The 23,798-nt window shown below is 52.9% G+C and carries 20 protein-coding genes; 7 read left to right on the forward strand and 13 right to left on the reverse strand.

What is annotated here, in order from left to right; translation table 11 throughout:
- Positions 1 to 6: 6 nt before the first annotated feature.
- From LZ634_RS03505 to bglK, 5 genes are all read right to left on the reverse strand, one after another.
- Positions 7 to 708, reverse strand: a complete 702-nt coding sequence (locus tag LZ634_RS03505) for a DnaA inactivator Hda (protein ID WP_072129040.1) — start codon at positions 706 to 708, stop codon at positions 7 to 9.
- A gap of 95 nt (positions 709 to 803) precedes the next feature.
- Positions 804 to 2,093: a uracil permease gene (uraA, locus tag LZ634_RS03510; RefSeq protein WP_234502369.1), complete on the reverse strand. Its 1,290-nt coding sequence runs from the start codon at positions 2,091 to 2,093 to the stop codon at positions 804 to 806.
- 88 nt (positions 2,094 to 2,181) lie between these two features.
- On the reverse strand, positions 2,182 to 2,808 hold the full coding sequence (gene upp / locus LZ634_RS03515) for a uracil phosphoribosyltransferase (protein WP_035891452.1): 627 nt from the start codon (positions 2,806 to 2,808) through the stop codon (positions 2,182 to 2,184).
- Positions 2,809 to 2,994: 186 nt separating this feature from the next.
- The gene (locus LZ634_RS03520) at positions 2,995 to 4,425 is read right to left on the reverse strand and encodes a 6-phospho-beta-glucosidase (RefSeq protein WP_234502370.1); all 1,431 of its coding nucleotides are present in this window, start codon (positions 4,423 to 4,425) and stop codon (positions 2,995 to 2,997) included.
- Positions 4,426 to 4,449: 24 nt separating this feature from the next.
- A complete protein-coding gene (gene bglK, locus LZ634_RS03525; RefSeq protein WP_234502371.1) occupies positions 4,450 to 5,328 on the reverse strand; it encodes a beta-glucoside kinase BglK in 879 nt (292 codons plus the stop codon).
- 288 nt (positions 5,329 to 5,616) lie between these two features.
- Here bglK and purM point away from each other — a divergent pair, with 288 nt between their 5' ends.
- From purM to ppx, 4 genes are all read left to right on the forward strand, one after another.
- A complete protein-coding gene (purM, locus tag LZ634_RS03530; protein WP_234502372.1) occupies positions 5,617 to 6,654 on the forward strand; it encodes a phosphoribosylformylglycinamidine cyclo-ligase in 1,038 nt (345 codons plus the stop codon).
- Positions 6,655 to 7,296 carry a phosphoribosylglycinamide formyltransferase gene (purN, locus tag LZ634_RS03535; protein ID WP_234502373.1) on the forward strand — a complete coding sequence of 214 codons (642 nt, stop codon included), beginning with the start codon at positions 6,655 to 6,657 and terminating at the stop codon, positions 7,294 to 7,296.
- Positions 7,297 to 7,548: 252 nt separating this feature from the next.
- Entirely contained in the window at positions 7,549 to 9,609 is a 2,061-nt protein-coding gene (gene ppk1, locus LZ634_RS03540) for a polyphosphate kinase 1 (RefSeq protein ID WP_234502374.1), read from the forward strand.
- 3 nt (positions 9,610 to 9,612) lie between these two features.
- Entirely contained in the window at positions 9,613 to 11,160 is a 1,548-nt protein-coding gene (gene ppx / locus LZ634_RS03545; protein WP_234502375.1) for an exopolyphosphatase, read from the forward strand.
- Here the strand turns inward: ppx and LZ634_RS03550 are convergent.
- A complete protein-coding gene (locus tag LZ634_RS03550; protein ID WP_234502376.1) occupies positions 11,113 to 13,395 on the reverse strand; it encodes an EAL domain-containing protein in 2,283 nt (760 codons plus the stop codon). The two genes, ppx and LZ634_RS03550, sit on opposite strands and share 48 nt — an antisense overlap.
- 350 nt (positions 13,396 to 13,745) lie before the next feature.
- On the opposite strand from LZ634_RS03550, the gene LZ634_RS03555 reads away from it, so the two are divergent.
- Positions 13,746 to 13,949, forward strand: a complete 204-nt coding sequence (locus LZ634_RS03555; protein WP_234502377.1) for a YfgG family protein — start codon at positions 13,746 to 13,748, stop codon at positions 13,947 to 13,949.
- A 362-nt stretch (positions 13,950 to 14,311) separates the two neighbouring features.
- A complete protein-coding gene (mscS, locus tag LZ634_RS03560; protein ID WP_234502378.1) occupies positions 14,312 to 15,190 on the forward strand; it encodes a small-conductance mechanosensitive channel MscS in 879 nt (292 codons plus the stop codon).
- 75 nt (positions 15,191 to 15,265) lie between these two features.
- Here mscS and guaA read toward each other — a convergent pair whose 3' ends face one another.
- Together guaA and guaB are read right to left on the reverse strand one after the other, a co-directional pair.
- Positions 15,266 to 16,843, reverse strand: coding sequence for a glutamine-hydrolyzing GMP synthase (gene guaA / locus LZ634_RS03565; protein ID WP_234502379.1), 1,578 nt, complete (start codon positions 16,841 to 16,843; stop codon positions 15,266 to 15,268).
- 68 nt (positions 16,844 to 16,911) lie between these two features.
- The gene (gene guaB / locus LZ634_RS03570) at positions 16,912 to 18,378 is read right to left on the reverse strand and encodes an IMP dehydrogenase (RefSeq protein ID WP_234502380.1); all 1,467 of its coding nucleotides are present in this window, start codon (positions 18,376 to 18,378) and stop codon (positions 16,912 to 16,914) included.
- A 160-nt stretch (positions 18,379 to 18,538) separates the two neighbouring features.
- On the opposite strand from guaB, the gene xseA reads away from it, so the two are divergent.
- Positions 18,539 to 19,915: an exodeoxyribonuclease VII large subunit gene (gene xseA, locus LZ634_RS03575; RefSeq protein WP_234502381.1), complete on the forward strand. Its 1,377-nt coding sequence runs from the start codon at positions 18,539 to 18,541 to the stop codon at positions 19,913 to 19,915.
- A 44-nt stretch (positions 19,916 to 19,959) separates the two neighbouring features.
- Here the strand turns inward: xseA and LZ634_RS03580 are convergent, their stop codons facing one another.
- The 5 genes from LZ634_RS03580 to LZ634_RS03600 all read right to left on the reverse strand — a co-directional run bounded on the left by LZ634_RS03580 (position 19,960) and on the right by LZ634_RS03600 (position 23,717).
- On the reverse strand, positions 19,960 to 20,181 hold the full coding sequence (locus tag LZ634_RS03580) for a zinc ribbon domain-containing protein (protein ID WP_234502382.1): 222 nt from the start codon (positions 20,179 to 20,181) through the stop codon (positions 19,960 to 19,962).
- A gap of 52 nt (positions 20,182 to 20,233) precedes the next feature.
- The gene (locus tag LZ634_RS03585) at positions 20,234 to 21,325 is read right to left on the reverse strand and encodes a Gfo/Idh/MocA family oxidoreductase (protein WP_234502383.1); all 1,092 of its coding nucleotides are present in this window, start codon (positions 21,323 to 21,325) and stop codon (positions 20,234 to 20,236) included.
- 89 nt (positions 21,326 to 21,414) lie between these two features.
- The gene (gene metC, locus LZ634_RS03590; RefSeq protein ID WP_234502384.1) at positions 21,415 to 22,596 is read right to left on the reverse strand and encodes a cystathionine beta-lyase; all 1,182 of its coding nucleotides are present in this window, start codon (positions 22,594 to 22,596) and stop codon (positions 21,415 to 21,417) included.
- 292 nt (positions 22,597 to 22,888) lie between these two features.
- Positions 22,889 to 23,134, reverse strand: coding sequence for a DUF2543 family protein (locus LZ634_RS03595; protein ID WP_234502385.1), 246 nt, complete (start codon positions 23,132 to 23,134; stop codon positions 22,889 to 22,891).
- Positions 23,135 to 23,234: 100 nt separating this feature from the next.
- Entirely contained in the window at positions 23,235 to 23,717 is a 483-nt protein-coding gene (locus LZ634_RS03600; RefSeq protein ID WP_234502386.1) for a cold-shock protein, read from the reverse strand.
- Positions 23,718 to 23,798 lie beyond the last annotated feature (81 nt).

Here is a 23,798-nt window from a genome sequence, read left to right on the forward strand (position 1 = left end):
TGTTGGTTAGAGCTTAAGGATCTCTTTCACAAACGGGATCGTTAGCTTGCGCTGAGCGGTTATCGAGGCGTGATCGAGCTGATCGAGCGTTAAGAACAGCGTACGCATTTCACGATCGAGGCGTTTAAGCAGGAAGCGGCAAACGTCTTCCGGCATCTCAAAACCCCGCAGACGCGCGCGGAGCTGCAACGCCTGTAGTTTATCTTCATCTGAGAGCGGCTGAAGTTTGTAGATCTGCCCCCAGTCCAGACGTGAAGCCAGATCCGGCAGGCCCAGATTAAGCTGCCGAGGTGGGCGATCGCCGGTTATCAATAACCGCGTATTGCCCGACTCGAGAATTCGGTTATACAGATTGAAGATCGCCATCTCCCACAGTTCATCCCCGGCAACACATTCGATGTTGTCGATACAAACCAGTGAAAGCTGTTCCATCCCATCGAGAACTTCCGGTACAAACCAGGTGCGCTTATCCAGCGGCACGTAGCCTACCGCATCACCGCGCTGAGACAGTTCGGCGCAGGCGGCATGCAGCAAATGGCTGCGGCCAGCACCTTCGCGCGACCAGATATAGATGTATCCGCTATGTTCCTGCCGCAGCACGTTTTGCACGGCAGCAAGTAAAGAGGGGTTATCGCCCGGCCAGAAACTTGCGAAAGTTTCATCATCGGGAAGATAAAGTGGCAAAGAGAGCTGTGCCGGTGCGTTCAGAGAGACCTCAACATGGGCTTACGAAAAAACCCGCTGAGTTTACCACAGAAATAAGCGGGGAGAGAACCGGGCGGCGATCCCGCCCGGCTTTAGGATCAATGGGTAGTTTGATCGCTATCTTCAGCGTCCAGCACCACCTCTTCCGGGCGCAGTACGCTAATCAGTTTGAACACCAGGCTCAGGCAGATCCCGACAATAGTTGCCAGCGCCATCCCTTTGAGTTCAGCGGCACCAATGTGTACCTTCGCGCCGCTCACGCCGATAATCAGGATAACGGAGGTCAGGATCAGGTTCTGCGCTTTGCTGTAATCCACTTTGGACTCGATCAGTACGCGAATACCGGATGCACCGATTACCCCGTACAGCAGCAGAGAAACACCGCCCATCACCGGCAGAGGGATTATCTGAATGGCTGCCGCCAGCTTGCCAACGCAGGAGAGCAGAATCGCGATAATCGCCGCACCACCGATAACCCAGGTACTGTACACGCGGGTAATCGCCATCACGCCGATGTTCTCACCGTAGGTGGTGTTCGGCGTAGAGCCGAAGAAGCCGGAAATCACGGTCGACAGGCCGTTCGCAAACATCGAGCGATGCAGGCCCGGGTCACGAATCAGATCTTTCTTCACGATATTCGCCGTCACCACCAGGTGGCCGACGTGTTCGGCAATCACCACCAGCGCCGCAGGCAGAATGGTGAAGATAGCAAACCATTCAAAGCGCGGAGTGTAGAAGGTTGGCAGCGCGAACCAGTGTGCTTCGGCAATCGGCGTGGTATCAACAACACCCATCACAAATGAGAGCGCATAACCAACCAGAACCCCGATAAGAATCGGGATAATCGCCAGGAAGCCACGGAACAAGACGGAGCCAAACACGGTAACGCCCAACGTCACCAGTGAAATGATGATGGTTTTGGAGTCCGCAGATTGACCGTCCGGTGGCAGCAGGCCTGCCATATTTGCCGCGACGCCCGCCAGTTCCAGACCGATAACGGCAACGATTGCGCCCATTGCCGCCGGAGGGAACATTACGTCAAGCCAGCTGGTACCGGCTTTCTTGACAATAAAGGAGACGATGCAAAACAGCACGCCGCACATGATAAAACCGCCCAGCGCCACTTCGTAGCCCAGCGGTAACAGCAGCAGCACCGGAGAAATAAAGGCAAAGCTGGAGCCCAGATAAGCCGGAATTTTACCTTTGCAGATGAAGAGATACAGCAGCGTCCCGAGGCCGTTGAACAGCAGCACGGTGGCCGGGTTAATGTGGAACAGAACCGGCACCAGCACGGTTGCGCCAAACATGGCAAATAAATGCTGCAAGCTAAGCGGGATAGTTTGTAAAAGCGGCGGTCTTTCACTTACCCCAATGGCACGGCGCGTCATGGTGTTTTTCCTCTGTTGTGTTGTTAGCCCAGTTGTTTTTATTCAAAAAAAAGCCGACTTTCAAAGTCGGCTCTTTTTTATTTTTCGTTTACTTGGTACCAAAAATCTTATCGCCGGCATCGCCGAGTCCCGGAATAATGTATCCGTGCTCGTTGAGGCCCTGGTCAATTGACGCAGTGTACAGCTCGATGTCCGGGTGCGCTTTTTCCAGCGCCGCAATACCTTCCGGTGCAGCAACCAGGACCAGCACTTTAATGCTGGAGCAGCCCGCTTTTTTCAGCAGGTCGATGGTGGCGATAACGGAACCGCCGGTAGCCAGCATTGGGTCGACGATCAGCGCCATGCGCTCATCAATGTTGGAAACCAGCTTCTGGAAGTAAGGTACTGGCTCCAGCGTCTCTTCGTCACGATACATGCCGACAACGCTAATACGCGCGCTCGGTACGTTTTCCAGCACGCCGTCCATCATGCCCAGGCCTGCACGCAGGATTGGCACAACGGTAATTTTCTTGCCTTTAATCTGGTCAATTTCTACCGGGCCGTTCCAGCCTTCGATAGTTACTTTTTCCGTTTCCAGACCGGCGGTGGCTTCATAAGTCAGCAGGCTGCCGACTTCGGAGGCGAGTTCACGGAAGCGTTTGGTGCTGATGTCGTTCTCGCGCATCAGGCCCAGCTTGTGTTTGACGAGTGGGTGTTTAACTTCCACAATCTTCATTCTCTTTCTCCTTTGAATGGGTCAGCCACAAAAAAAATCGCCGGATTATACCGCTTTTTTTTGATTGCGCCATACCCATGTTGATTGACCAGGATCAAGCAAAGCGGTGAATGGAACTGCTGACAGTATAAGTCAGGATAAAAATAAACCCCGACAAGCGGGGTTTTATTTTTTATATTCAGCTAGTTAAAGCTCGCTGCCGTTGGTCGCAATCACCTGTTGATACCAGGCAAAAGATTTTTTACGACTGCGGGCCAGCGTGCCGTTACCTTCGTTATCTTTATCCACATAGATAAAGCCGTAACGTTTTTTCATCTCACCGGTACCGGCGGAAACCAGGTCAATACAGCCCCACGGGGTATAGCCCATCAGATCCACGCCATCTTCGACAACCGCTTTCTTCATTTCGGCAATGTGTGCCGCAAGGTAATCGATACGATATTGGTCATTCACCGTGCCGTCTTTTTCCTGCACGTCGATGGCACCAAAGCCGTTTTCGACGATAAACAGCGGCAGCTGATAGTGGTCATAGAACCAGTTCAATGAATAGCGCAGGCCGACTGGGTCAATCTGCCAGCCCCAGTCAGACTTCTGCACATACGGGTTGGAAACAAGGCTGGTGGTTTCATCGTAGTCCAGCTGCGGGTTATCCGGCGTGGCTTTGGTCGCAAACGACATGTAATAGCTAAAGCCAATATAGTCGACGCAACCCTGGGTCAGCGCCTGACGGTCTTCGTCGGTGATATCCAGTTCAAAGCCGCGACGCTCAAAGTAGTTCAGCAGATGCTGCGGGTATTTGCCACGCACGTGTACGTCAGTGAACCAGTAACGGCGATGCATGGCGTTCATCGCCATCATCATATCGTTTGGCGCACAGGACAGCGGATAGATTGGGCACATCGCAATCATACAGCCCACCTGCAGCGCAGGGTTAATCTCACGTGCCGCTTTCACCGCCAGGGCGCTCGCCACCAGCTCGTAGTGTGCCGCTTGATACATCACCGGCTCGCGGTCTTCACCCGGCAGATACTTCAGGCCAGAGTTGGTGAACGGGGCAAAGTCCTCGTGGAAGTTAGCCTGGTTGTTGATTTCGTTGAACGTCATCCAGTACTTCACTTTGTGCTGGTAGCGAGTAAACACCACTTTCGCAAAGCGGACGAAGAACTCAATCAGCTTACGGTTACGCCAGCCGCCGTATTCGGTCACCAAATGATACGGCATCTCAAAGTGCGACAGGGTAATGACCGGCTCAATGCCTAACTTCAGGCACTCATCAAACAAATTATCATAGAACTGCAGGCCCGCTTCGTTCGGCGTCAGCTCGTCGCCGTTAGGGAAAATACGCGTCCAGGCAATAGAAGTACGGAAGCATTTATAACCCATCTCAGCGAACAGTTGCAGATCGTCTTTATAGCGATGATAGAAATCAATGGCTTCGTGGTTTGGGTAGTTTTTCCCCGGCAGTACACCGTCGGTAATTTCACGTGGTACGCCGTGCGCACCGGCGGTCATCACATCCGCGACGCTTGCGCCCTTACCGCCCTCTTTCCAGCCACCTTCCAGTTGATGTGCAGCTACCGCGCCGCCCCAGAGAAACCCAGCTTTAAATCCAGACATATCTTTCCCTCGTTAATCAGTAAATTATCGCTGCGAGTATTGCTGATTGAAATGGTAAACCGCGCCAATCAGCCCGGCGTCATTACCGTGGCTGACCGTATCGATGTAGTCGGCGATGCCGAACCAGGCCAGATGCTCACGCATCAGCGCCAGAAAACCGGGGCGTTCAACGATGCCGCCGCCGATGAGAATGGTTTGTGGGTCGAACAGATTGACCAGGTTATAGAGCCCGGTGCCAAGTCCGTTGAAGAACTCTGCAACCAGCCGCTGGCAAACGGCATCTCCTGCGTCAAAGCCATCGAAGATCTCTTCACCGGTGACCGCATCCAGCGGTTTGCCCAGGTGCTGCGCGTAGCGATAGCGCAGAACGCGCAGCGTGCAGTTTTCATTCATGGTGTAGCGGCGCACATCGCGACCGCCGGGGCGTGAAGTTTGCATATAGCCAAATTCACCGGCGCGAAAACGCGCACCGTGCACCAGTTGGTTATTACAGAAAATCGCGCCGCCGATGCCGGTACCGATAGTCAGCACCAGGAAATTCGCCATCTCTGTCGCTTTCCCCTGCCAACGCTCGGCCAGCAGTACGCAGTTCGCATCATTCTCGATGGCGACGGGTAAACCACAGCGCTCCTCAAGCCAGTCCTTAATCGCGAAGTTGTCGAACCGACGAATAGCACCGCCCATCTCGATATAGCCGGTGTGCGGGTTAACGTAGCCCGGTGCGCTTATCGCTATACCGGTACACTGAGGATGTGCAGCAATCCAGGCTTCAATGGCTGAAAGAATTTGCTCACCGTCGCTATTGCTGATGGGCTGTTTTCCTTTTTCCAGCAGTTCACCGTTGCTATCCACCACGCCCATTTTTAATGCCGTACCACCAATATCAAAAGCAGCGATTTTCATTCCATTCATCCCTTCTGGCTGCGTTTAAATCTCTTGTTCGGTTATCTGTAACAAAAAACAGAAACCGGTTTCAGTCATATGATGTGGATTATGCACAATGGATGCAAGGACAAGGATGTACCCGGTTTCATTTTCGTGAGCAGTATCATATTCAACCAATTTAATTGCTGAATAGGTGGAAAAATCAGGTGTTAAAAAATGGGTGCAGAATAGGCTCGCAAACGTTTGCCTGGACTGATAGAATTGCGCCGATTTTTCTTGCTAACGCAAACGCGTGGAGACTTAGCAGTGACCGACAAAACCTCTCTCAGCTATAAAGATGCCGGTGTTGATATTGACGCAGGAAACGCTCTGGTTGACCGTATCAAAGGGGTGGTGAAGAAAACTCGCCGTCCGGAAGTGATGGGTGGATTAGGTGGATTCGGTGCATTGTGCGCACTGCCGCAAAAATATCGCGAACCGGTGCTGGTTTCAGGCACTGACGGCGTTGGCACAAAATTACGCTTAGCGATGGATTTAAAGCGTCACGATACTATCGGTATCGATCTGGTCGCCATGTGCGTTAACGACCTGGTGGTTCAGGGCGCCGAGCCGCTGTTCTTCCTCGACTACTATGCCACTGGCAAACTGGACGTTGACACCGCAGCTAGCGTTATCAGCGGTATCGCCGAAGGCTGCCTGCAGTCCGGCTGCGCGTTGGTCGGCGGTGAAACGGCTGAAATGCCGGGGATGTACCACGGTGAAGATTACGACGTCGCGGGCTTCTGCGTTGGCGTCGTTGAAAAATCAGAAATCATCGACGGCAGCAAAGTTGCCGACGGCGACGTGCTGATTGCCCTCGGCTCCAGCGGCCCGCATTCCAACGGCTACTCTCTGGTTCGCAAAATTCTGGAAGTGAGCGGTTGCAACCCGGACACGACTCAGCTGGAAGGCAAAACGCTGGCCGACCATCTGCTGGCACCAACCCGCATCTACGTGAAGTCTATTCTCGAACTGATCGCGAGCGTTGACGTCCATGCTATCGCCCACCTGACCGGCGGCGGCTTCTGGGAAAACATTCCGCGCGTTCTGCCGGATAACACCCAGGCTGTCATCGACGAATCCTCCTGGCAGTGGCCAGCCGTATTCAGCTGGCTGCAGGATGCCGGTAACGTCAGCCGTCATGAAATGTACCGCACCTTTAACTGCGGCGTCGGTATGGTGATTGCACTGGCTGCCGATCAGGCGGACAAAGCAATTGCGCTGATGAACGAAAAAGGTGAAAACGCGTGGAAAATCGGCTATATCAAAGCCACTGATTCCGAACAGCGTGTGGTCATCGAATAAATGAAAAACATCGTGGTGCTGATTTCCGGCAACGGCAGCAACTTGCAGGCAATTATCGACGCCTGCGAGCAAAAAAGGATTAATGGCACCATTCGGGCGGTTTTCAGCAATAAGGCCGATGCGTTCGGCCTTGAGCGCGCGCGCGATGCGGGTATCCCGCAGCACGCGCTGGCCGCCAGCCAGTTTGCCAGCCGGGAAGCGTTTGACCATGAGCTGATGCATGAAATCGACGCCTATGCCCCCGATGTTGTGGTGCTGGCGGGTTATATGCGTATTCTCAGCGCCGATTTCGTTCAGCACTATCAGGGGAAATTGCTCAATATTCACCCGTCCCTGCTGCCAAAATATCCGGGTCTGAACACCCATCGTCAGGCGCTGGAAAATGGCGACGCCGAGCACGGGACTTCCGTTCATTTCGTGACCGAAGAGCTGGATGGCGGGCCGGTAATTTTACAGGCCAAGGTGCCGGTTTTCGACGGCGACGACGAAGACGAAATTACCTCACGAGTGCAGGTTCAGGAACATGCTATCTACCCGCTAGTGGTGGGCTGGTTCCTCGATGGACGTTTGAAAATGCAGGACAATCATGCCTGGATTGATGGCGTCAGGCTGCCTCCGGCAGGCTACGCGGCGGACGAGTAATATCGCATCAGCGCACAATTTAAAGAGGGCCACTGCGGCCCTCTTTTTTATGCCTGTAATCTACCTGGTTAGGGTCAGCGCAAACGGTAAAAAAGACTTAGATATCAAAAAGAATAATGAATATTTTCTTATGGGAAATAGGATTACTGTCATACTTAGCTGACACAGTTGGACATCGTCTGGCAAAGCTAGCAATATAAACAGTGAGACGACTTTGCCGCGTCCCGTGGACAAACCGGAGTGTGAGTAGTAATGGGTCAGGAAAAACTGTACATCGAAAAAGAACTAAGCTGGTTGTCATTCAACGAGCGTGTCCTCCAGGAAGCGGCAGACAAAAGCAATCCGCTGATTGAGCGTATGCGTTTTCTGGGGATTTACTCCAACAACCTCGACGAGTTCTATAAAGTCCGCTTCGCCGAACTGAAGCGACGGATTATCATCAGCGAAGAACAGGGCGTGACCACGCATTCTCGCCATCTTCTGACCCGGATTCAGGCGCGAGTGCTGAAAGCCGATCAGGAGTTTGATGGTCTGTACAATGAGCTGCTGCTGGAGATGGCACGCAACCAAATCTTCCTGATTAACGAACGCCAGCTTTCCGCCAACCAGCAAGGCTGGCTGCGCCACTATTTCAAACAGCATTTGCGCCAGCATATCACCCCGATTCTGCTGAACCGGGAAACCGATCTGGTGCAGTTCCTGAAGGATGATTACACCTATTTAGCGGTGGAAATCATTCGCGGCGATGAAATTAACTATGCACTGCTGGAAATTCCATCCGATAAAGTACCGCGTTTCGTCAATCTGCCGCCAGAAACACCGCGTCGTCGTAAACCGATGATCTTACTGGATAACATTCTGCGTTACTGCCTGGACGATATCTTCAAAGGCTTCTTCGACTATGACGCGCTGAACGCCTATTCGATGAAAATGACCCGTGACGCCGAGTACGATCTGGTGCACGAAATGGAATCAAGCCTGATGGAGCTGATGTCCTCCAGCCTCAAGCAGCGCCTGACCGCCGAACCGGTGCGCTTCGTCTATCAGCGCGATATGCCTGATGCCATGGTCGAAATGCTGCGTAAGAAGCTGACTATCTCACGCTATGACTCCATCGTTCCGGGCGGCCGCTATCACAACTTTAAAGACTTTATTGGCTTCCCGAACGTCGGCAAAGCCAATCTGGTCAACAAACCGATGCCGAGATTGCGCCACGTTTGGTTCGATAAATTCCGCAACGGGTTTGATGCAATTCGCGAACGCGATGTGCTGCTCTACTATCCGTATCACACCTTTGAACACGTGCTGGAGCTGCTGCGCCAGGCCTCGTTCGATCCCAACGTGTTGGCCATCAAAATCAATATTTACCGCGTCGCCAAAGACTCGAGAATTATTGATGCCATGATTCACGCCGCCCATAACGGTAAGAAAGTCACCGTGGTGGTCGAACTGCAGGCGCGTTTTGACGAAGCGGCAAACATCCATTGGGCAAAGCGCCTCACCGAGGCGGGCGTGCACGTTATCTTCTCGGCCCCTGGCCTGAAAATTCACGCCAAACTGTTCCTGATTTCGCGTAAAGAAGGTGAGGAAGTGGTGCGCTATGCCCACATCGGTACCGGTAACTTCAACGAAAAAACCGCGCGTATTTACACCGACTATTCGCTGATTACCGCCGACGCACGTATCACCAATGAAGTACGTCGGGTATTTAACTTTATCGAAAACCCTTACCGCCCGGTGAGCTTCGACTACCTGCTGGTGTCGCCGCAAAACTCCCGTCGTCTGCTGTACAAGATGATCGACCAGGAAATTGCCAACGCCCAGAACGGATTACCGTCTGGCATTACGCTTAAACTCAACAATCTGGTGGATAAAGGGCTGGTCGATCGTTTGTATGCGGCATCCAGCTCCGGCGTGCAGGTGAATCTCCTGATCCGCGGAATGTGCTCCCTGATTCCAGAATTAGAAGGAATCAGCGATAATATTCGAGTGATCAGCATCGTCGACCGTTTCCTTGAGCACGATAGGATCTATATTTTTGATAACGGCGGCGATAAACGCGTCTACCTTTCCTCAGCGGACTGGATGACCCGTAATATCGATTACCGTATTGAAGTCGCGACGCCACTGCTCGACCCGCGTCTCAAACAGCGGATCCTCGATATTATCGATATCCTGTTTAGCGACACGGTGAAAGCCCGTTATGTCGATAAAGAACTGAGTAATCGCTATGTTCCACGCGGAAACCGACGCAAAGTCCGCGCGCAGCAGGCGATCTACGATTATCTCAAATCACTTGAACAGCCTGACTAACCTATGCCAATAAAAAGCAAAGCACCCCGGCCGCAGGAGTTTGCGGCGGTTGATCTTGGTTCAAACAGTTTTCATATGGTCATCGCGCGCGTTGTTGATGGCGCAATGCAGATTATTGGCCGTCTGAAGCAGCGTGTGCATCTGGCCGACGGCCTGGATGAAAACAACATGCTAAGCGAAGATGCCATGGAACGCGGGCTAAGCTGCCTGTCGCTGTTCGCAGAGCGACTGCAGGGCTTTTCCCCTTCCAGCGTCTGTATCGTCGGTACGCACTCGTTACGTCAGGCGGTGAACGCCACCGATTTTTTGAAGCGTGCGGAAAAGGTTATCCCCTACCCGATTGAAATTATCTCCGGCAACGAAGAAGCGCGTCTGATTTTTATGGGCGTAGAGCACACGCAGCCGGAGAAAGGCCGCAAGCTGGTGATTGATATCGGCGGCGGTTCCACCGAGCTGGTGATTGGTGAAGATTTTGAACCGATGCTGGTCGAAAGTCGCCGCATGGGCTGCGTGAGCTTCGGCCAGCAGTTCTTCCTTGCGGGCACTATCAACCGGGAAAACTTCCAGCGCGCCCGCCTTGCGGCCGTGCAGAAGCTGGAAACGCTGGCGTGGCAGTACCGTATTCAGGGCTGGAACGTGGCAATGGGGGCGTCTGGTACAATTAAAGCTGCGCATGAAGTGCTGCTGGAAATGGGCGAGAAAGACGGTTTTATCACTCCTGAGCGCCTCGAAATGCTGGTTGAAGAGGTCCTGAAGAGCAAAAACTTCAACTCGTTGAGCCTGCCTGGGCTTTCTGAAGAGCGTAAATACGTGTTCGTTCCGGGGCTGGCAATTCTCTGCGGCGTGTTTGACGCGCTGGGGATCAAAGAGCTTCGCCTTTCCGACGGTGCGCTGCGCGAAGGCGTACTGTATGAAATGGAAGGCCGTTTCCGCCATCAGGACGTCCGTAGCCGCACCGCGCAAAGTCTGGCAAACCAGTACAACATCGATCGCGAACAGGCGCAGCGCGTCCTGGAAACGACAATGCAAATGTACGACCAGTGGCTGGAGCAGAATCCGAAGCTTGGAAATCCACAGCTGACCGCGCTATTGAAGTGGGCGTCTATGCTGCATGAAGTGGGGCTGAACATTAACCACAGCGGAATGCATCGCCATTCGGCCTACATCCTGCAAAACAGCGACCTGCCGGGCTTTAACCAGGAACAGCAGTATCTGATGGCAACCTTGGTACGCTTCCACCGTAAAGCCATTAAGCTGGATGAACTACCGCGCTTCACGCTGTTTAAGAAGAAGCAGTTCCTGCCGATGATTCAGTTGCTGCGTCTTGGCGTACTATTGAATAACCAGCGTCAGGCAACCACAACGCCGCCAACGCTGAAGCTGACGACTGAGGCCAACCACTGGACGCTCTGTTTCCCATACGACTGGTTTTCCCAGAACGCGCTGGCGTTGCTCGATCTGGAGAAAGAGCAGCAGTATTGGGAGAGCGTCACCGGCTGGTTACTAAAAATCACCGAGGAGAGTGCGCCCGACGAGGTCGCCGCCGCCTGATGCTTTAGCCTTAGTTTTAGGTACTGCCAGCTCCTCAAGTGGGGCTGGCTTACCAATCGCATATCCCTGCAGATAATCAATACCTAGCGCAATCGCCGCCGTGCGAATTTCTTCATTTTCAACGTATTCCGCCACCACACGCATTTTCTTCATCCGCGCCAGATGACAGATAGATGAGACAATCTGGTAGTCGAGACTGCTGGTCGCAATATTACGGATAAAGCTGCCATCAATTTTGAGGATGTCCGCGCTGATGTGCTTTAAGCGCGCATAGCTGGCATAGCCGGTGCCAAAATCATCAATCGCCACCCGACACCCGAGCTCCTGCAGTTCACGCAGCGTTTGTCGCGCCTGCTCCACGTTAACCAACGAATGGCTTTCTGTAATCTCAAACACCAGTTGCCACGCCTCAATACCGTGTTCACTGAGCAGCGATTCGACCTTGCGCGCAAAACCGAGCCCGCTGGCAGTCGACGGTGATAAATTCACTGCCAGACGCATTCCAGGGTGGCTTTCTCGCCGGCTGGCCATAAAGCGCAATGTATGTTCAAGCACCCAAAGGTCGATACGTGATGCCATGCCAAATTCGTGGGCGACCGGTAAAAATAGCGCCGGTGAGATCAGTTCACCCTCATCATCGAGCATTCTCAGCAGGACTTCATGGTAGTCATCGCCGCGAATACCGACGATTGGCTGCGCCATCAGACAGAAGCGATCGTTTTCCAGCGCCTGTTGGACGCGAACCATCATCGCAATCTTACCCTTCAACTCCTGCTGCAGGTGCTGTGCGCCGCGCCGCTGCATGTTTTCCGGGCGATCGGTCACTAACGACAGTTCGGCCACCGTATTCAGTTCTCCCAACAACAACGGAAGGTGCGCGATAGGTGATTGGATGTAGCAATAGCTTAAGCCGATTTGCGGCTGGAGCGGCATTCCATTCCAGCTGTAGCGGAACATCTTCAGACGCGTATAAAGTTCATCAATGCGCTCCTTGTAGGACTCTGTATACAGCTGTACGGCTAAATCACTACCGGTCAACTGATACACATCCTCCCCCGGGCGCAAAACCTCCCGCAGGTATTCCGCCAGATTTTGCTTATAGTTGATGCGCAGCATAATGCCGTAATGGCGTGCCAGGATCTCAAGATCCGGCATGCGCAGGAAACACAGTACCGACCACGGCGCTTTGCTAATCGCCCGGTTCAAAGCACGCATATTCGGCAAATTCACCACCGGGTCGATAAAGGCCATACGTCGTACCCGCTCGTGGATAGCGCGCTGACGGCTGGAGAGCATCGCCAGATAGGCAATGATAAACGAGAACACCAGGAAGCTAGATGAGGTAATTGCCAGCTGAACGCTATACCCTGCCGTATGTGGCACGTAGCGAAAATGGTAATGAATGGCCACAATCAGCATCAGCGTCCAGATGACGGAAATAAACCGATAGCCAAAGCGCATTGAGCCCCACAGCATCACCGGCAACAGCAAGGAAATGGTGTAGTTGGTATTGAAAATGGTGCTGGCTTTATCCAGCGGCATCATCAGCATGGAGAATATCCCCAGCACTACGGCTCCCCACACCACCATCTCCGGCCATTTGACCTTAGGGTCGAAATCGCGACGAATCTGGGAGATAAAGCTGCGAATATAATAGGGATTGCGGATAGTGCGGATCAACAAATAGCACAGCGGTACGCCGGTGAGATACCCCATCAGCAGCGCCTGGTAGTTAATCAAATTACGCTGCGTCAACGGTGAGGCTAGTTGAGCCTCACTGAGGCTGGGATAGATGCCGATATACAGCGTTATCTGTATCAGGAACATAAACAACGAGGCGGGGACAAACATCTGCCAGAACAGTCGGTGCGCCATCAGGCGGGTGTCACCGTACGACACCATTTTTCGTCCGCCGGTGAAATACTGATACCCGCCCCATGCCACCAGCGTTGGAATAAGAAACTGTAGCGTGAGGCCGACTTCTTCAGCAGCAAGCAGGTCGCGCGTCAGATAGCAGGCAATACCCGCAATGATCCCCGGCAGCGCTTTCCAGCCAAAAAATAACATGATGCTCAGCAAGAAAGGCAATGGTAGATAATAAAGGTAAGCCTTACCGTCACCAACATAGGTGTAAGTATTAGCAAATTTAATTATTGGCAATACCAGAAGCGGCAGTATCAGGGGCAGTCCCCACCAACAATCGCGATATTGCTTATACCATTTACAGAAGATCATAGATGCTCAACGGATACCCCAAATCCTGCTGGGTATTTTTAGACAGGCATCCAACCTGGCTTAAAATTCCGCGAAATGAGTAATCCGCGGGTCAGGCGCAGTATTTTAGTGAGCAGTTCCGAATGAAACTTGATATACATCAAAAAAGCATGCACATCTAATTAATAAATTACTTTTCAATGGACAAATTCAAGTATATTTTCAGGTTTGTGAATACGTATAATATCTTATATAACATTAATTAATGTTTACTCTGACGGTTTTTTACATTCAATGCAATTGACCCTCACGCCACTCTGTGCCTTAATGTAGCAATCGCCCGTGTATGGGTATTGCTAAAGGACCCCTTTGTGAGCCAGGTTACCAGCCTACGAAAACGACACCGATTTAACAGTCGCATGATCCGAATCGTACTGCTTATCAGTTTGATCTTCTTCTTCGGACGTTTCGTCTACTCCTCCATCGGTGCGTGGCATCACCACCAGGACAAAAAAGAATCCCAGCAAAGCAGCCTTTCGCAGCAGACTCCCGCAGTACAGACCAACGATCGCTAATCGTCTTTACGCTCCTGCAATATCTTCTGTTTCAAGATTCCTTACCGGATGGCTAATCGACCGACATTTAACCATCCGGTAAGGGATTTAAGTTTCCTTGTTCACTTTTCCAATACGCATTCGGACATATCGCTCAATTACCCCGCCGCCCGCACAATTACACAATCTTTCATTTTCACTTCGCCGCACCATTTGGCGAATTTTTTATGCGGCTTTCATTACGCATGAAAAATATGGCTATAAAAGCCGTTAACCCATCACAATTAAAAATATAAACGGCATGTGTATTATTATTTTGCATATGGCGATTAATTTTTACTTGAATGTTTATATAGTATTTTTAAATCCAGCAAGGTAATACCATGAGCGGCTTTGCATTATTCCCTAAAATAAGAAGCAGTATTGAGTGGCTTTTTGAGCACGGTGACACAGTCGTCCAGTTTGGCTGGAGTATCGTGGCCGCTATCATTTTGTTGTTCGCCGGTAAATTTGTTTCTCGCCTGCTCGCACATACACTGGAGAAACTGCTTTTAAGGCGAAGCGTCGATATCACCATCGTGCAATTTTTTACCGCGCTGGTCCGCTATATCACGCTCGCATTTTTTACCGTCGCCGCGTTGGGCCGCATCGGCATTGAAACATCATCAATTATTGCCGTGATTGGTGCCGCAGGCCTGGCTATTGGCCTGGCATTGCAAAGCTCGTTGTCTAACTTTGCCGCAGGTGTCATGCTGGTTTCCTTGCGCCCATTCCGCGCAGGTGAAATCATACAAATTGGGCTCATAATAGGGACGGTTGAAAAAGTGCATATCTTTTCAACCACCTTACTCACTGGCGACAGTAAATCGGTGGTGATCCCTAACGGTAAGATTATCGCCGACAATATCATCAACTACTCTCGCCACCCAATGCGCCGTATCGATCTGGTCATCGGCGTCGGCTACCACAGTCGGATTGCCGATGTAAAAAGAGTGATTACCAGTATTATTGAGCAGGACAGTCGTATCGACCAAAAGCGCGGTTTTGTTGTTCGTTTGGGGGAGCTTGCCCCTTCATCGCTGAACTTCTATGTTCGCGTGTGGGTACCCAATGCTGAATACTGGAACACCTACTACGACATGCTGGAAAAAATCAAAGAGGCGCTGGACGCCAACCATATCTCCTTACCGTATCCGCAAATGGACGTTCGCGTCGAAAACATTACCGCCAAAGTACCCACCCAACTTCAGTTAGTCGATTAGCCATCGGGACAAAAGATTGCCATAAAAAAACCCTCTGCTCAGCAGAGGGTTTTTAGCGCTAACATAAAGGGGAAATTATTCCCACTCAATGGTAGCCGGTGGCTTACCGCTGATGTCATAAACGACACGCGAGATACCGTTCACTTCATTGATGATGCGGTTGGATACGCGTCCCAGGAAGTCGTACGGCAGGTGCGCCCAGTGTGCGGTCATAAAGTCGATGGTTTCGACAGCACGCAGGGAAACAACCCAGTCATACTTACGGCCATCGCCCATCACACCCACGGAACGAACCGGCAGGAATACGGTGAACGCCTGGCTCACTTTGTTGTACAGGTCGGCTTTGTGCAGTTCTTCGATGAAGATAGCGTCCGCACGACGCAGCAGGTCGCAGTACTCTTTCTTCACTTCGCCCAGCACGCGTACGCCCAGACCTGGACCCGGGAACGGGTGACGGTACAGCATGTCGTACGGCAGGCCCAGTTCCAGACCAATTTTACGCACTTCATCTTTGAACAGCTCACGCAGCGGTTCAACCAGGCCCATCTTCATCTCTTTCGGCAGGCCGCCCACGTTGTGGTGAGATTTGATGACGTGTGCTTTACCGGTGGCGGAAGCGGCAGACTCGATAACGTCAGGATAGATAGTGCCCTGCGCCAGCCATTTCACGTCTTGCAGCTTCAGTGCTTCTTCGTCGAATACTTCAACGAATACGCGACCGATGATTTTACGTTTAGCTTCCGGATCGTTTTCACCCGCCAGCGCGTCGAGGAAACGTTTTTCGCCTTCCACGTGAACGATGTTGAGGCCGAAGTGGTCGCCGAACATGTCCATAACCTGCTGAGCTTCATTCAGACGCAGCAGACCGTTATCAACGAAGACGCAGGTCAGGTTTTTGCCGATGGCGCGGTGCAGCAGCATCGCGGTCACGGAGGAGTCAACGCCACCGGACAGGCCGAGGATCACTTTGTCATCACCCACCTGCTCGCGGATGCGCACAATCGCATCTTCGATAATTTTGTCCGCGGTCCACAGCGCTTCGCACTGGCAGATATCGCGAACAAAACGCTCAAGCATGCGCAGGCCCTGGCGAGTGTGGGTCACTTCCGGGTGGAACTGCACGCCGTAGAAGCGTTTTTCTTCGTTAGCCATAATGGCGAACGGGCAGCTCTCTGTGCTGGCAACGGTGACGAAGTCAGCAGGAATAGCGGTGACTTTATCGCCGTGGCTCATCCATACGTCCAGCAGCGGTTTGCCGTCTGCGGTCAGTGCATCTTCGATACCACGAACCAGCGCGCTGTCGGTTTTCACTTCAACCTGGGCGTAGCCAAACTCGCGTTCGTTAGAACTTTCTACGTGGCCGCCCAGCTGCATTGCCATGGTCTGCATGCCGTAGCATACGCCGAAGACCGGTACACCGGCTTCGAAGACGTATTCTGGTGCGCGCGGGCTATTGTCTTCGGTGGTGCTTTCCGGGCCGCCGGAGAGAATGATACCGCTCGGATTGAACTCACGGATTTGTGCTTCAGTAACATCCCATGCCCACAGTTCACAGTAGACGCCCAGTTCACGTACGCGACGTGCCACTAGCTGCGTGTACTGCGATCCGAAATCAAGGATAAGAATGCGATGTTTATGAATATTATCAGTCATTTGACGTTAATTCCGAGGCAAGTGAAACAATAACAAAACGCCCGGTTAAAACCGGGCGCGGAAACTTATCAGGAGCCCATGCGGTAGTTCGGGGACTCTTTGGTGATGGTCACATCGTGAACGTGGCTTTCCTGGATACCCGCACCGCTGATGCGAACGAATTCAGCTTTCGTACGCAGCTCGTCAATGGTACCACAGCCGGTCAGACCCATACAGGAGCGCAGGCCGCCCATCTGCTGGTGAATGATCTCTTTCAGGCGACCTTTGTACGCAACGCGACCTTCGATACCTTCTGGTACCAGTTTGTCTGCGGCGTTATCGCTCTGGAAGTAACGGTCGGAAGAACCTTTAGACATCGCGCCCAGAGAACCCATCCCACGGTAAGATTTGTAAGAACGGCCCTGGTAAAGTTCGATTTCACCCGGGGATTCTTCGGTACCGGCCAGCATAGAACCAACCATCACGACAGCAGCGCCAGCAGCGATGGCTTTCGCGATATCACCAGAGAAACGAATACCGCCATCGGCGATAACTGGAATGCCGGTACCTTCCAGCGCTTCAACCGCGTCGGAAACGGCAGTGATCTGTGGAACACCCACGCCGGTAACGATACGGGTCGTACAGATGGAGCCAGGACCGATACCCACTTTCACCGCGCTGCAGCCAGCTTCAGCCAGAGCACGAGCACCAGCGCCAGTTGCCACGTTACCGCCGATGATTTGCAGATCAGGGTATTTAGCACGAGTTTCACGGATACGCTGCAGAACGCCTTCAGAGTGGCCGTGAGAAGAGTCAATCAGCAGCACGTCAACGCCTGCGGCAACCAGCGCATCAACGCGCTCTTCGTTGCCAGCGCCAGCACCTACTGCCGCGCCAACGCGCAGACGGCCCTGCTCATCTTTACATGCGTTAGGTTTACGCTCGGCTTTTTTGAAGTCTTTAACGGTGATCATGCCCAGCAGGTGGAAGCTGGAATCAACAACCAGCGCTTTTTCTACGCGGCGTTCGTGCATTTTTGCAAACACCACGTCACGTGCTTCACCTTCGCGAACGGTCACCAGGCGATCTTTCGGCGTCATGTATACGCTCACCGGCTGGTTCAGATCGGTCACGAAGCGAACGTCACGACCGGTAATGATACCGACCAGTTCGTTTTCTTCGGTCACAACCGGATAGCCTGCGAAGCCGTTACGCTCGGTCAGCGCTTTAACTTCGTGCAGGGTGGTGGTTGGCAGAACGGTCTGCGGGTCGGTTACGACGCCGGATTCGTGTTTCTTCACGCGGCGAACTTCTTCTGCCTGGCGCTCAATGGACATGTTTTTGTGGATAAAACCGATGCCGCCTTCCTGTGCCAGTGCAATTGCAAGGCGCGCTTCAGTCACGGTATCCATTGCCGCAGAGAGCATAGGAATGTTCAGACGAATAGTTTTAGTCAGCTGGGTGCCAAGATCAGCCGTGTTCGGCAGAACGGTAGAATGAGCGGGAACGAGGAGGACGTCGTCAAACGTCAGGGCTTCTTTTGCGATACGTAGCATGGGCAATATCTCACCTGGGAGGTTAATAAATATTGCCGCGGCATTATACAGAGCGTAAGCGATTGCATCTACACTTTTCTGAAAAAAATACTTGCGATCGTCGATGGGCAGGTTACTATCGACTGAATAACCTGCTGATTTAGAATTTGATCTCGCTCACATGTTACCTTCTCAATCCCCCTCAATTTTTACCGTTAGCCGCCTGAATCAGTCGGTTCGTCTGCTGCTCGAGCAAGAAATGGGGCAAGTGTGGATTAGCGGCGAGATTTCAAATTTCTCCCAGCCCTCTTCCGGTCACTGGTACTTCACCTTAAAAGACGATAACGCCCAAGTGCGCTGCGCGATGTTCCGCAACAGCAACCGCCGCGTGACGTTCCGCCCGCAGCATGGGCAACAGGTGCTGGTGCGCGCCAATATCACGCTGTATGAGCCGCGCGGCGACTACCAGATTATTGTCGAAAGCATGCAGCCGGCGGGTGAAGGCCTGTTGCAGCAAAAATATGAGCAGCTGAAAGCCAAACTGCAGGCTGAAGGATTGTTCGACCAGCAGTTCAAGCAGCCGCTTCCTGCCCCAGCCCACTGCATTGGCGTGATTACGTCTAAAACCGGGGCTGCGCTGCACGATATTCTCCACGTCCTCAAACGCCGCGATCCCTCTTTGCCGGTGGTGATTTACCCAACGGCTGTTCAGGGTGACGATGCGCCGATGCAAATCGTCCGCGCCATTGAGCTGGCTAACGCCCGTAACGAGTGTGATGTCTTAATCGTCGGGCGCGGCGGCGGTTCGCTGGAAGATTTATGGAGCTTTAACGACGAGCGCGTGGCGCGGGCTATTTTTGCCAGCCGCATTCCGGTAGTGAGCGCCGTCGGCCATGAAACCGACGTGACCATTTCCGATTTTGTCGGCGACCTGCGTGCGCCAACGCCATCTGCCGCGGCAGAAATTGTCAGCCGCAATCAGCAGGAATTATTACGCCAGATCCAATCCGTTCAGCAGCGTCTGGGCATGGCGATGGATTACTACCTCGCCAACCGCAGCCGCCGCTTTACGCAGACGTTTCACCGTCTACAGCAGCAGCATCCTCAGCTACGCCTGGCGCGCCAGCAAACGGCACTGGAGCGGCTGCGCCAGCGCATGAGCTTTGCGCTGGAAAACCAAATCAAGCAGGCCAATCAGCGCCAGCAGCGCGTGCTGCAACGACTGAATCAGCAAAATCCCCAGCCGCGCATTCACCGTGCACAGTCACACATCCAGCAGTTGGAATATCGTCTGGCGGAGAATATTCGCGCTCGCCTCAGCGAGCAGCGTGAGCGTTTTGGCAACGCGGTAACGCATCTGGAAGCCGTCAGCCCGCTGGCGACGCTGGCACGTGGCTACAGCGTCACCACCGCCAGCGATGGCAAAGTGCTGAAACAGACGAAACAGGCGAAAGCAGGCGAGCTGTTGACCACCAGACTGGCGGATGGCTGGGTTGAGAGTGAAATCAAAACGGTGACGGCAGAAAAGAAAACCCGCGCACGTAAAAAAGCGGTCTAATTTTCGGGTAAAACCGGGCTTCAACGCCCGGTCAGGTATCGTGCTTATTCGCCGACGAGTACCCATTCGACCCGTTTTTTCGAAACCAGCCCGTGTCCGTTCTGGCAGAGAAAATCTACCGCCCCACAGGCTTTTAACACTTCCAGCGGTTTATGACATTCAGGGCAACGCGCCTCGAGGGTGTACTCTTTTTCGCAGCTCTGGCAATGCGCGTGATTCCCCTGCACTTCCAGCGACGCCTGACAGATTGGGCAGATGAATTCCATTGCGACTCCTTAACTTCTGTTTTTGTGCCGCTATTTTACCACGCCTCGCGCTTTAGTGTGCGCCGCGCAGCTCCTGCTGAAGCTGTAGTAACGCCTCTACTTCGGCGATGCGCCGCTGGGTCAATCTGGCCACCTCTTGTGGCGCGCGCGCAAAAAGGCTATTAGCACCAAAAATGTGTTCGCCCAAACAATGGGCGTAAACCGCCCCTTCCCGCGTCCAGCTCATCACGCTGTCACCCGCTATCAGCTCGGCTCGTTCACCGCCTGGGCTACGGTTCTGGCTAATGATCCTTCCATCGCGAAGAGTAATGCGAATCCCCTTACGCTCAACGCCCGGTCCAGCATATTTATTGAGCCACAGGTTGACCGGCAGCCCGGAAAGCATCCCCTGTAAGTGCGCCTCACCCTCCGCCGTTTCCGTATCGCCGATGGAGATAGGCCTTCCCAGTCGGTCTTTTGCCTGGAGGACTTTCAGCTGTAGCTCATCGCTACCGCCCAGGTAGCGTACCGTTTCACGCATCATCGCTAGCACGTGAGTGCCCACATCCACAATGACCCCGTCTGGATGACGGAACTGCCGGGTATCCGGTTCGCCGGTAGCAAAATTGAGCGCGATAGGTTCGCCGGCCGCGTTAAAACCACTTGGCTCAAGCAGAAAACCGTCGATACCGACAATATCATCAAGCGAGAACACCGGCGGTTCAGATAACGCGGCCACGCCTTCCGCCAACCAGGGTTTATCCATTTTGCCCTGAGCGACACGTAACGCCCCGTCCCGCGCCATCCAGTGATCCAGTGCAAGCACGCGCGGTGCGTTTTCCGGCATCGATAGCAGTGAACGCAGGCGGCTAATTTGGCCAAGCGTGGCGACAACCGGCTTCTCTACCACAATTCGCGGTATTGGCGTGGATAGCGCCGCTTCTAATACCGATAAATGCTGTAGCGACGCGGTGGTGATGCACAGCGTATCGATAGGTTTTGCCAGTAGTGCGGCGAGGGAATCACATCGGGTCACGCCGGGTAGCGTACGCTGTGCGTTAACGTCGTACCCCCATAGGGTTGAAACCGGTAGAGACAGCCGCTGTAGCGCAGGAAGCCAGGCCGTTTCAACAACGGCCCCCAGGCCGACAAAACCAATATTCATAATCTCTGACTCATAAACAGGAAAGTGATATCACGAATTATTATGCGTGAACGGCCACCGCGAAATATTGCGCACGATGGCCCATTGCCTCACAACGTCGAACGTAATCGGTCAAACCCTTCCGCCAGATCGGTTTTCAGGTCATCCATATCTTCGAGACCAATTTGTAGTCGCAGCGTTAAACCGCCCGGCTGCCAGTCCGTTGCAGTACGGTAGTCAGCGCAGTTAAACGGGATAATCAAACTTTCAAAACCACCCCACGAGTAACCCATTCCAAAAATGCTCATATTATCGAGCATCTTCGCCACTCCCGCTTTGGAGAACTCCGGCTTCAGCACCAGGGAAAACAGCCCGGAGGAACCGGTGAAATCTCTTTTCCAAATCTCGTGCCCCGGGCACTCCGGCAGCGCAGGATGGAGGACCTTTAAAACCTCTGGACGCGATTTGAGCCAGTGCGCCATTTCGAGGCCGCGTTTTTCCGCCTCTTTGAGCCGAATATGCATGGTGCGCAGGCCACGCAGTGCCAGGAAGCAGTCTTCGGCCCCCGGCAGCATCGCCATTAAATCGTAGGTCTTACGAAGCTTAGGCCACCACGCTTCGTTCGCAGACACCAGCCCCATAAGCAGATCGGAGTGACCGCCGAGGTATTTCGTACCGGCTTCCAGCGACAGATCGCAACCATGTTCATGGGCGCGAAAGAAAATCGGTGTCGCCCAGGTATTATCAATTATGGTGGTCACGCCATGCGCTTTCGCCGCCCGGGTCATTGCCGGGACATCCTGAATCTCAAAACTTTGTGAGCCCGGTGATTCCAGGAATAGCGTAGTCGTGTTGGGGCGGAACAGGGTCTCAATCGCCGCGCCAATGCAGGGATCGTAATAGGTGGTTTCAATACCCATTTTTGCGAGCATCCCAGCGCAAAAGTTACGCGTTGGTCGATATACGCTATCCGGCATCAACAGATGATCGCCAGACTTGAGCGTCGTCAGCAGAGAGAGCGCGATCGCCCCAAGCCCTGAGGGGGATAAAACCGTTCCGGCGGCACCCGCCAGCGAGCTCCAGGCATTTTCCAGGCTGGCAATCGTTGGCGTGCCCATGGTGCCGTAATTGAACTCGGCGCGGTTATGCTCGAGATCGTCAACCGTGGGGAAAATGACCGTCGAACCCCGGTACACCGGAGCGTTCACAAAGCCTGATTGCTTCGAAACATCCCGGCCTAGCTGGGTGATTTGCGTGCTGATGTTAAAATCGGAGGTGGAACGGTGACCCATAAATTACCCCATAAATTTCAGCGAGATTTCATTAGTCATATCCATCATCTGGGATGAATAGCGGCAAAACGATAACTATCCTGCGTTAGGCGCAGCGAAGTCAACGCGCGTTTCACATTGAGAGGATTATCGTTTGGATAGCGTGAAGAGGTAGTACGGAAGCGAGATTTTGATGTGTTGTCAGGCGACGACATCAGCACGAGCGGAAAAGTGATGGAAAACCGCGGGGAGAGCAGCGGCATGATTAACACGCCGCTTTTATCTTATTCGCAGTGGGTTGTGAGAGTGGGTGCTATTCGTTGCCCCATTCATTGAGGAAATTGGCAATTTCATCAATGCGCTGCTCTTCAATACCGGCTTCACGCGCCATCTCTTGCTGCGCTTCTTCACTGATTTCTTCATTGTTCATCAGACGGGTCAGCAGCAGTTGGAAATAGTGTGCTAATGCATCACGTTCAGAGTCGCTCACCGGTTTCGCGCATTCCGTCGCGTACTCGTCGGCGATGTCATAATACTTGATATCTACTTCATGGCTCATAAATTACTCCCCGGATTAACGTCTATGTCAATTGTCGCCCGCTGCGCCAGTACCCGGCTTAGGGTCATGAAAAATATGGCGCAGGGTGAGTCTGAATGGTTCAGACCTTCAGCATTTTTACCGTTGCTTCGATATCGATTTCATCTTCCGTGAAAATTAACGTTGTTCCCTGGAAGGTCGTGATCGCCAGTTTTTTCAGCGAGCGCATTTCACCCGGCTTAGTCGCCGACTTTGGCTTGATACTGTTCATCAAAGCCCCGACAGACAGCACCGCGTTCTCTTTATCGATGCGGGTGTCCGCTGGTACTTCTTCGCTGTAAACCAGATAAGATTTGATTGCCGTGAGTTTAAGGCGCTCACCCGCGATATAGATGTATTTGCTTTCCGGGATGACTTTCACCGCAAAAGCCGACAACCCTTTGTTGTTGGTCGTCGGTTCAAATGTCACCGCCGCATCTTTCTTAATCAGTTCAGGGTTGGCAACCTTAATCACATGAAAATAACGGTTATCCCCGTTTCCATCTTTGATAAATCCAAAACCTTTATCTTCAAACCAGGTTGTGATTGTTCCGTTCATCGCCATTACCGCCTACTTAATCGTTTATCTGCTCAATTTTTGCAGCGCGCAGTGTAAAACACAATCCCCGCGCAGACTACGTCTTTG

This window comes from Kluyvera intermedia (genome assembly GCF_021440345.1).
Lineage (GTDB): Bacteria > Pseudomonadota > Gammaproteobacteria > Enterobacterales > Enterobacteriaceae > Kluyvera > Kluyvera intermedia_A.

Bases quoted from the DNA above. Each gene is read 5' to 3' on its own strand.
- uraA (WP_234502369.1), bottom strand. From the start codon at position 2,093: ATGACGCGCCGTGCCATTGGGGTAAGTGAAAGACCGCCGCTTTTACAA.
- upp (WP_035891452.1), bottom strand. From the start codon at position 2,808: ATGAAGATTGTGGAAGTTAAACACCCACTCGTCAAACACAAGCTGGGC.
- LZ634_RS03520 (WP_234502370.1), bottom strand. From the start codon at position 4,425: ATGTCTGGATTTAAAGCTGGGTTTCTCTGGGGCGGCGCGGTAGCTGCA.
- bglK (WP_234502371.1), bottom strand. From the start codon at position 5,328: ATGAAAATCGCTGCTTTTGATATTGGTGGTACGGCATTAAAAATGGGC.
- purN (WP_234502373.1), top strand. From the start codon at position 6,655: ATGAAAAACATCGTGGTGCTGATTTCCGGCAACGGCAGCAACTTGCAG.
- ppk1 (WP_234502374.1), top strand. From the start codon at position 7,549: ATGGGTCAGGAAAAACTGTACATCGAAAAAGAACTAAGCTGGTTGTCA.
- ppx (WP_234502375.1), top strand. From the start codon at position 9,613: ATGCCAATAAAAAGCAAAGCACCCCGGCCGCAGGAGTTTGCGGCGGTT.
- LZ634_RS03550 (WP_234502376.1), bottom strand. From the start codon at position 13,395: ATGATCTTCTGTAAATGGTATAAGCAATATCGCGATTGTTGGTGGGGA.
- mscS (WP_234502378.1), top strand. From the start codon at position 14,312: ATGAGCGGCTTTGCATTATTCCCTAAAATAAGAAGCAGTATTGAGTGG.
- guaA (WP_234502379.1), bottom strand. From the start codon at position 16,843: ATGACTGATAATATTCATAAACATCGCATTCTTATCCTTGATTTCGGA.
- guaB (WP_234502380.1), bottom strand. From the start codon at position 18,378: ATGCTACGTATCGCAAAAGAAGCCCTGACGTTTGACGACGTCCTCCTC.
- xseA (WP_234502381.1), top strand. From the start codon at position 18,539: ATGTTACCTTCTCAATCCCCCTCAATTTTTACCGTTAGCCGCCTGAAT.
- LZ634_RS03580 (WP_234502382.1), bottom strand. From the start codon at position 20,181: ATGGAATTCATCTGCCCAATCTGTCAGGCGTCGCTGGAAGTGCAGGGG.
- LZ634_RS03585 (WP_234502383.1), bottom strand. From the start codon at position 21,325: ATGAATATTGGTTTTGTCGGCCTGGGGGCCGTTGTTGAAACGGCCTGG.
- metC (WP_234502384.1), bottom strand. From the start codon at position 22,596: ATGGGTCACCGTTCCACCTCCGATTTTAACATCAGCACGCAAATCACC.
- LZ634_RS03595 (WP_234502385.1), bottom strand. From the start codon at position 23,134: ATGAGCCATGAAGTAGATATCAAGTATTATGACATCGCCGACGAGTAC.
- LZ634_RS03600 (WP_234502386.1), bottom strand. From the start codon at position 23,717: ATGGCGATGAACGGAACAATCACAACCTGGTTTGAAGATAAAGGTTTT.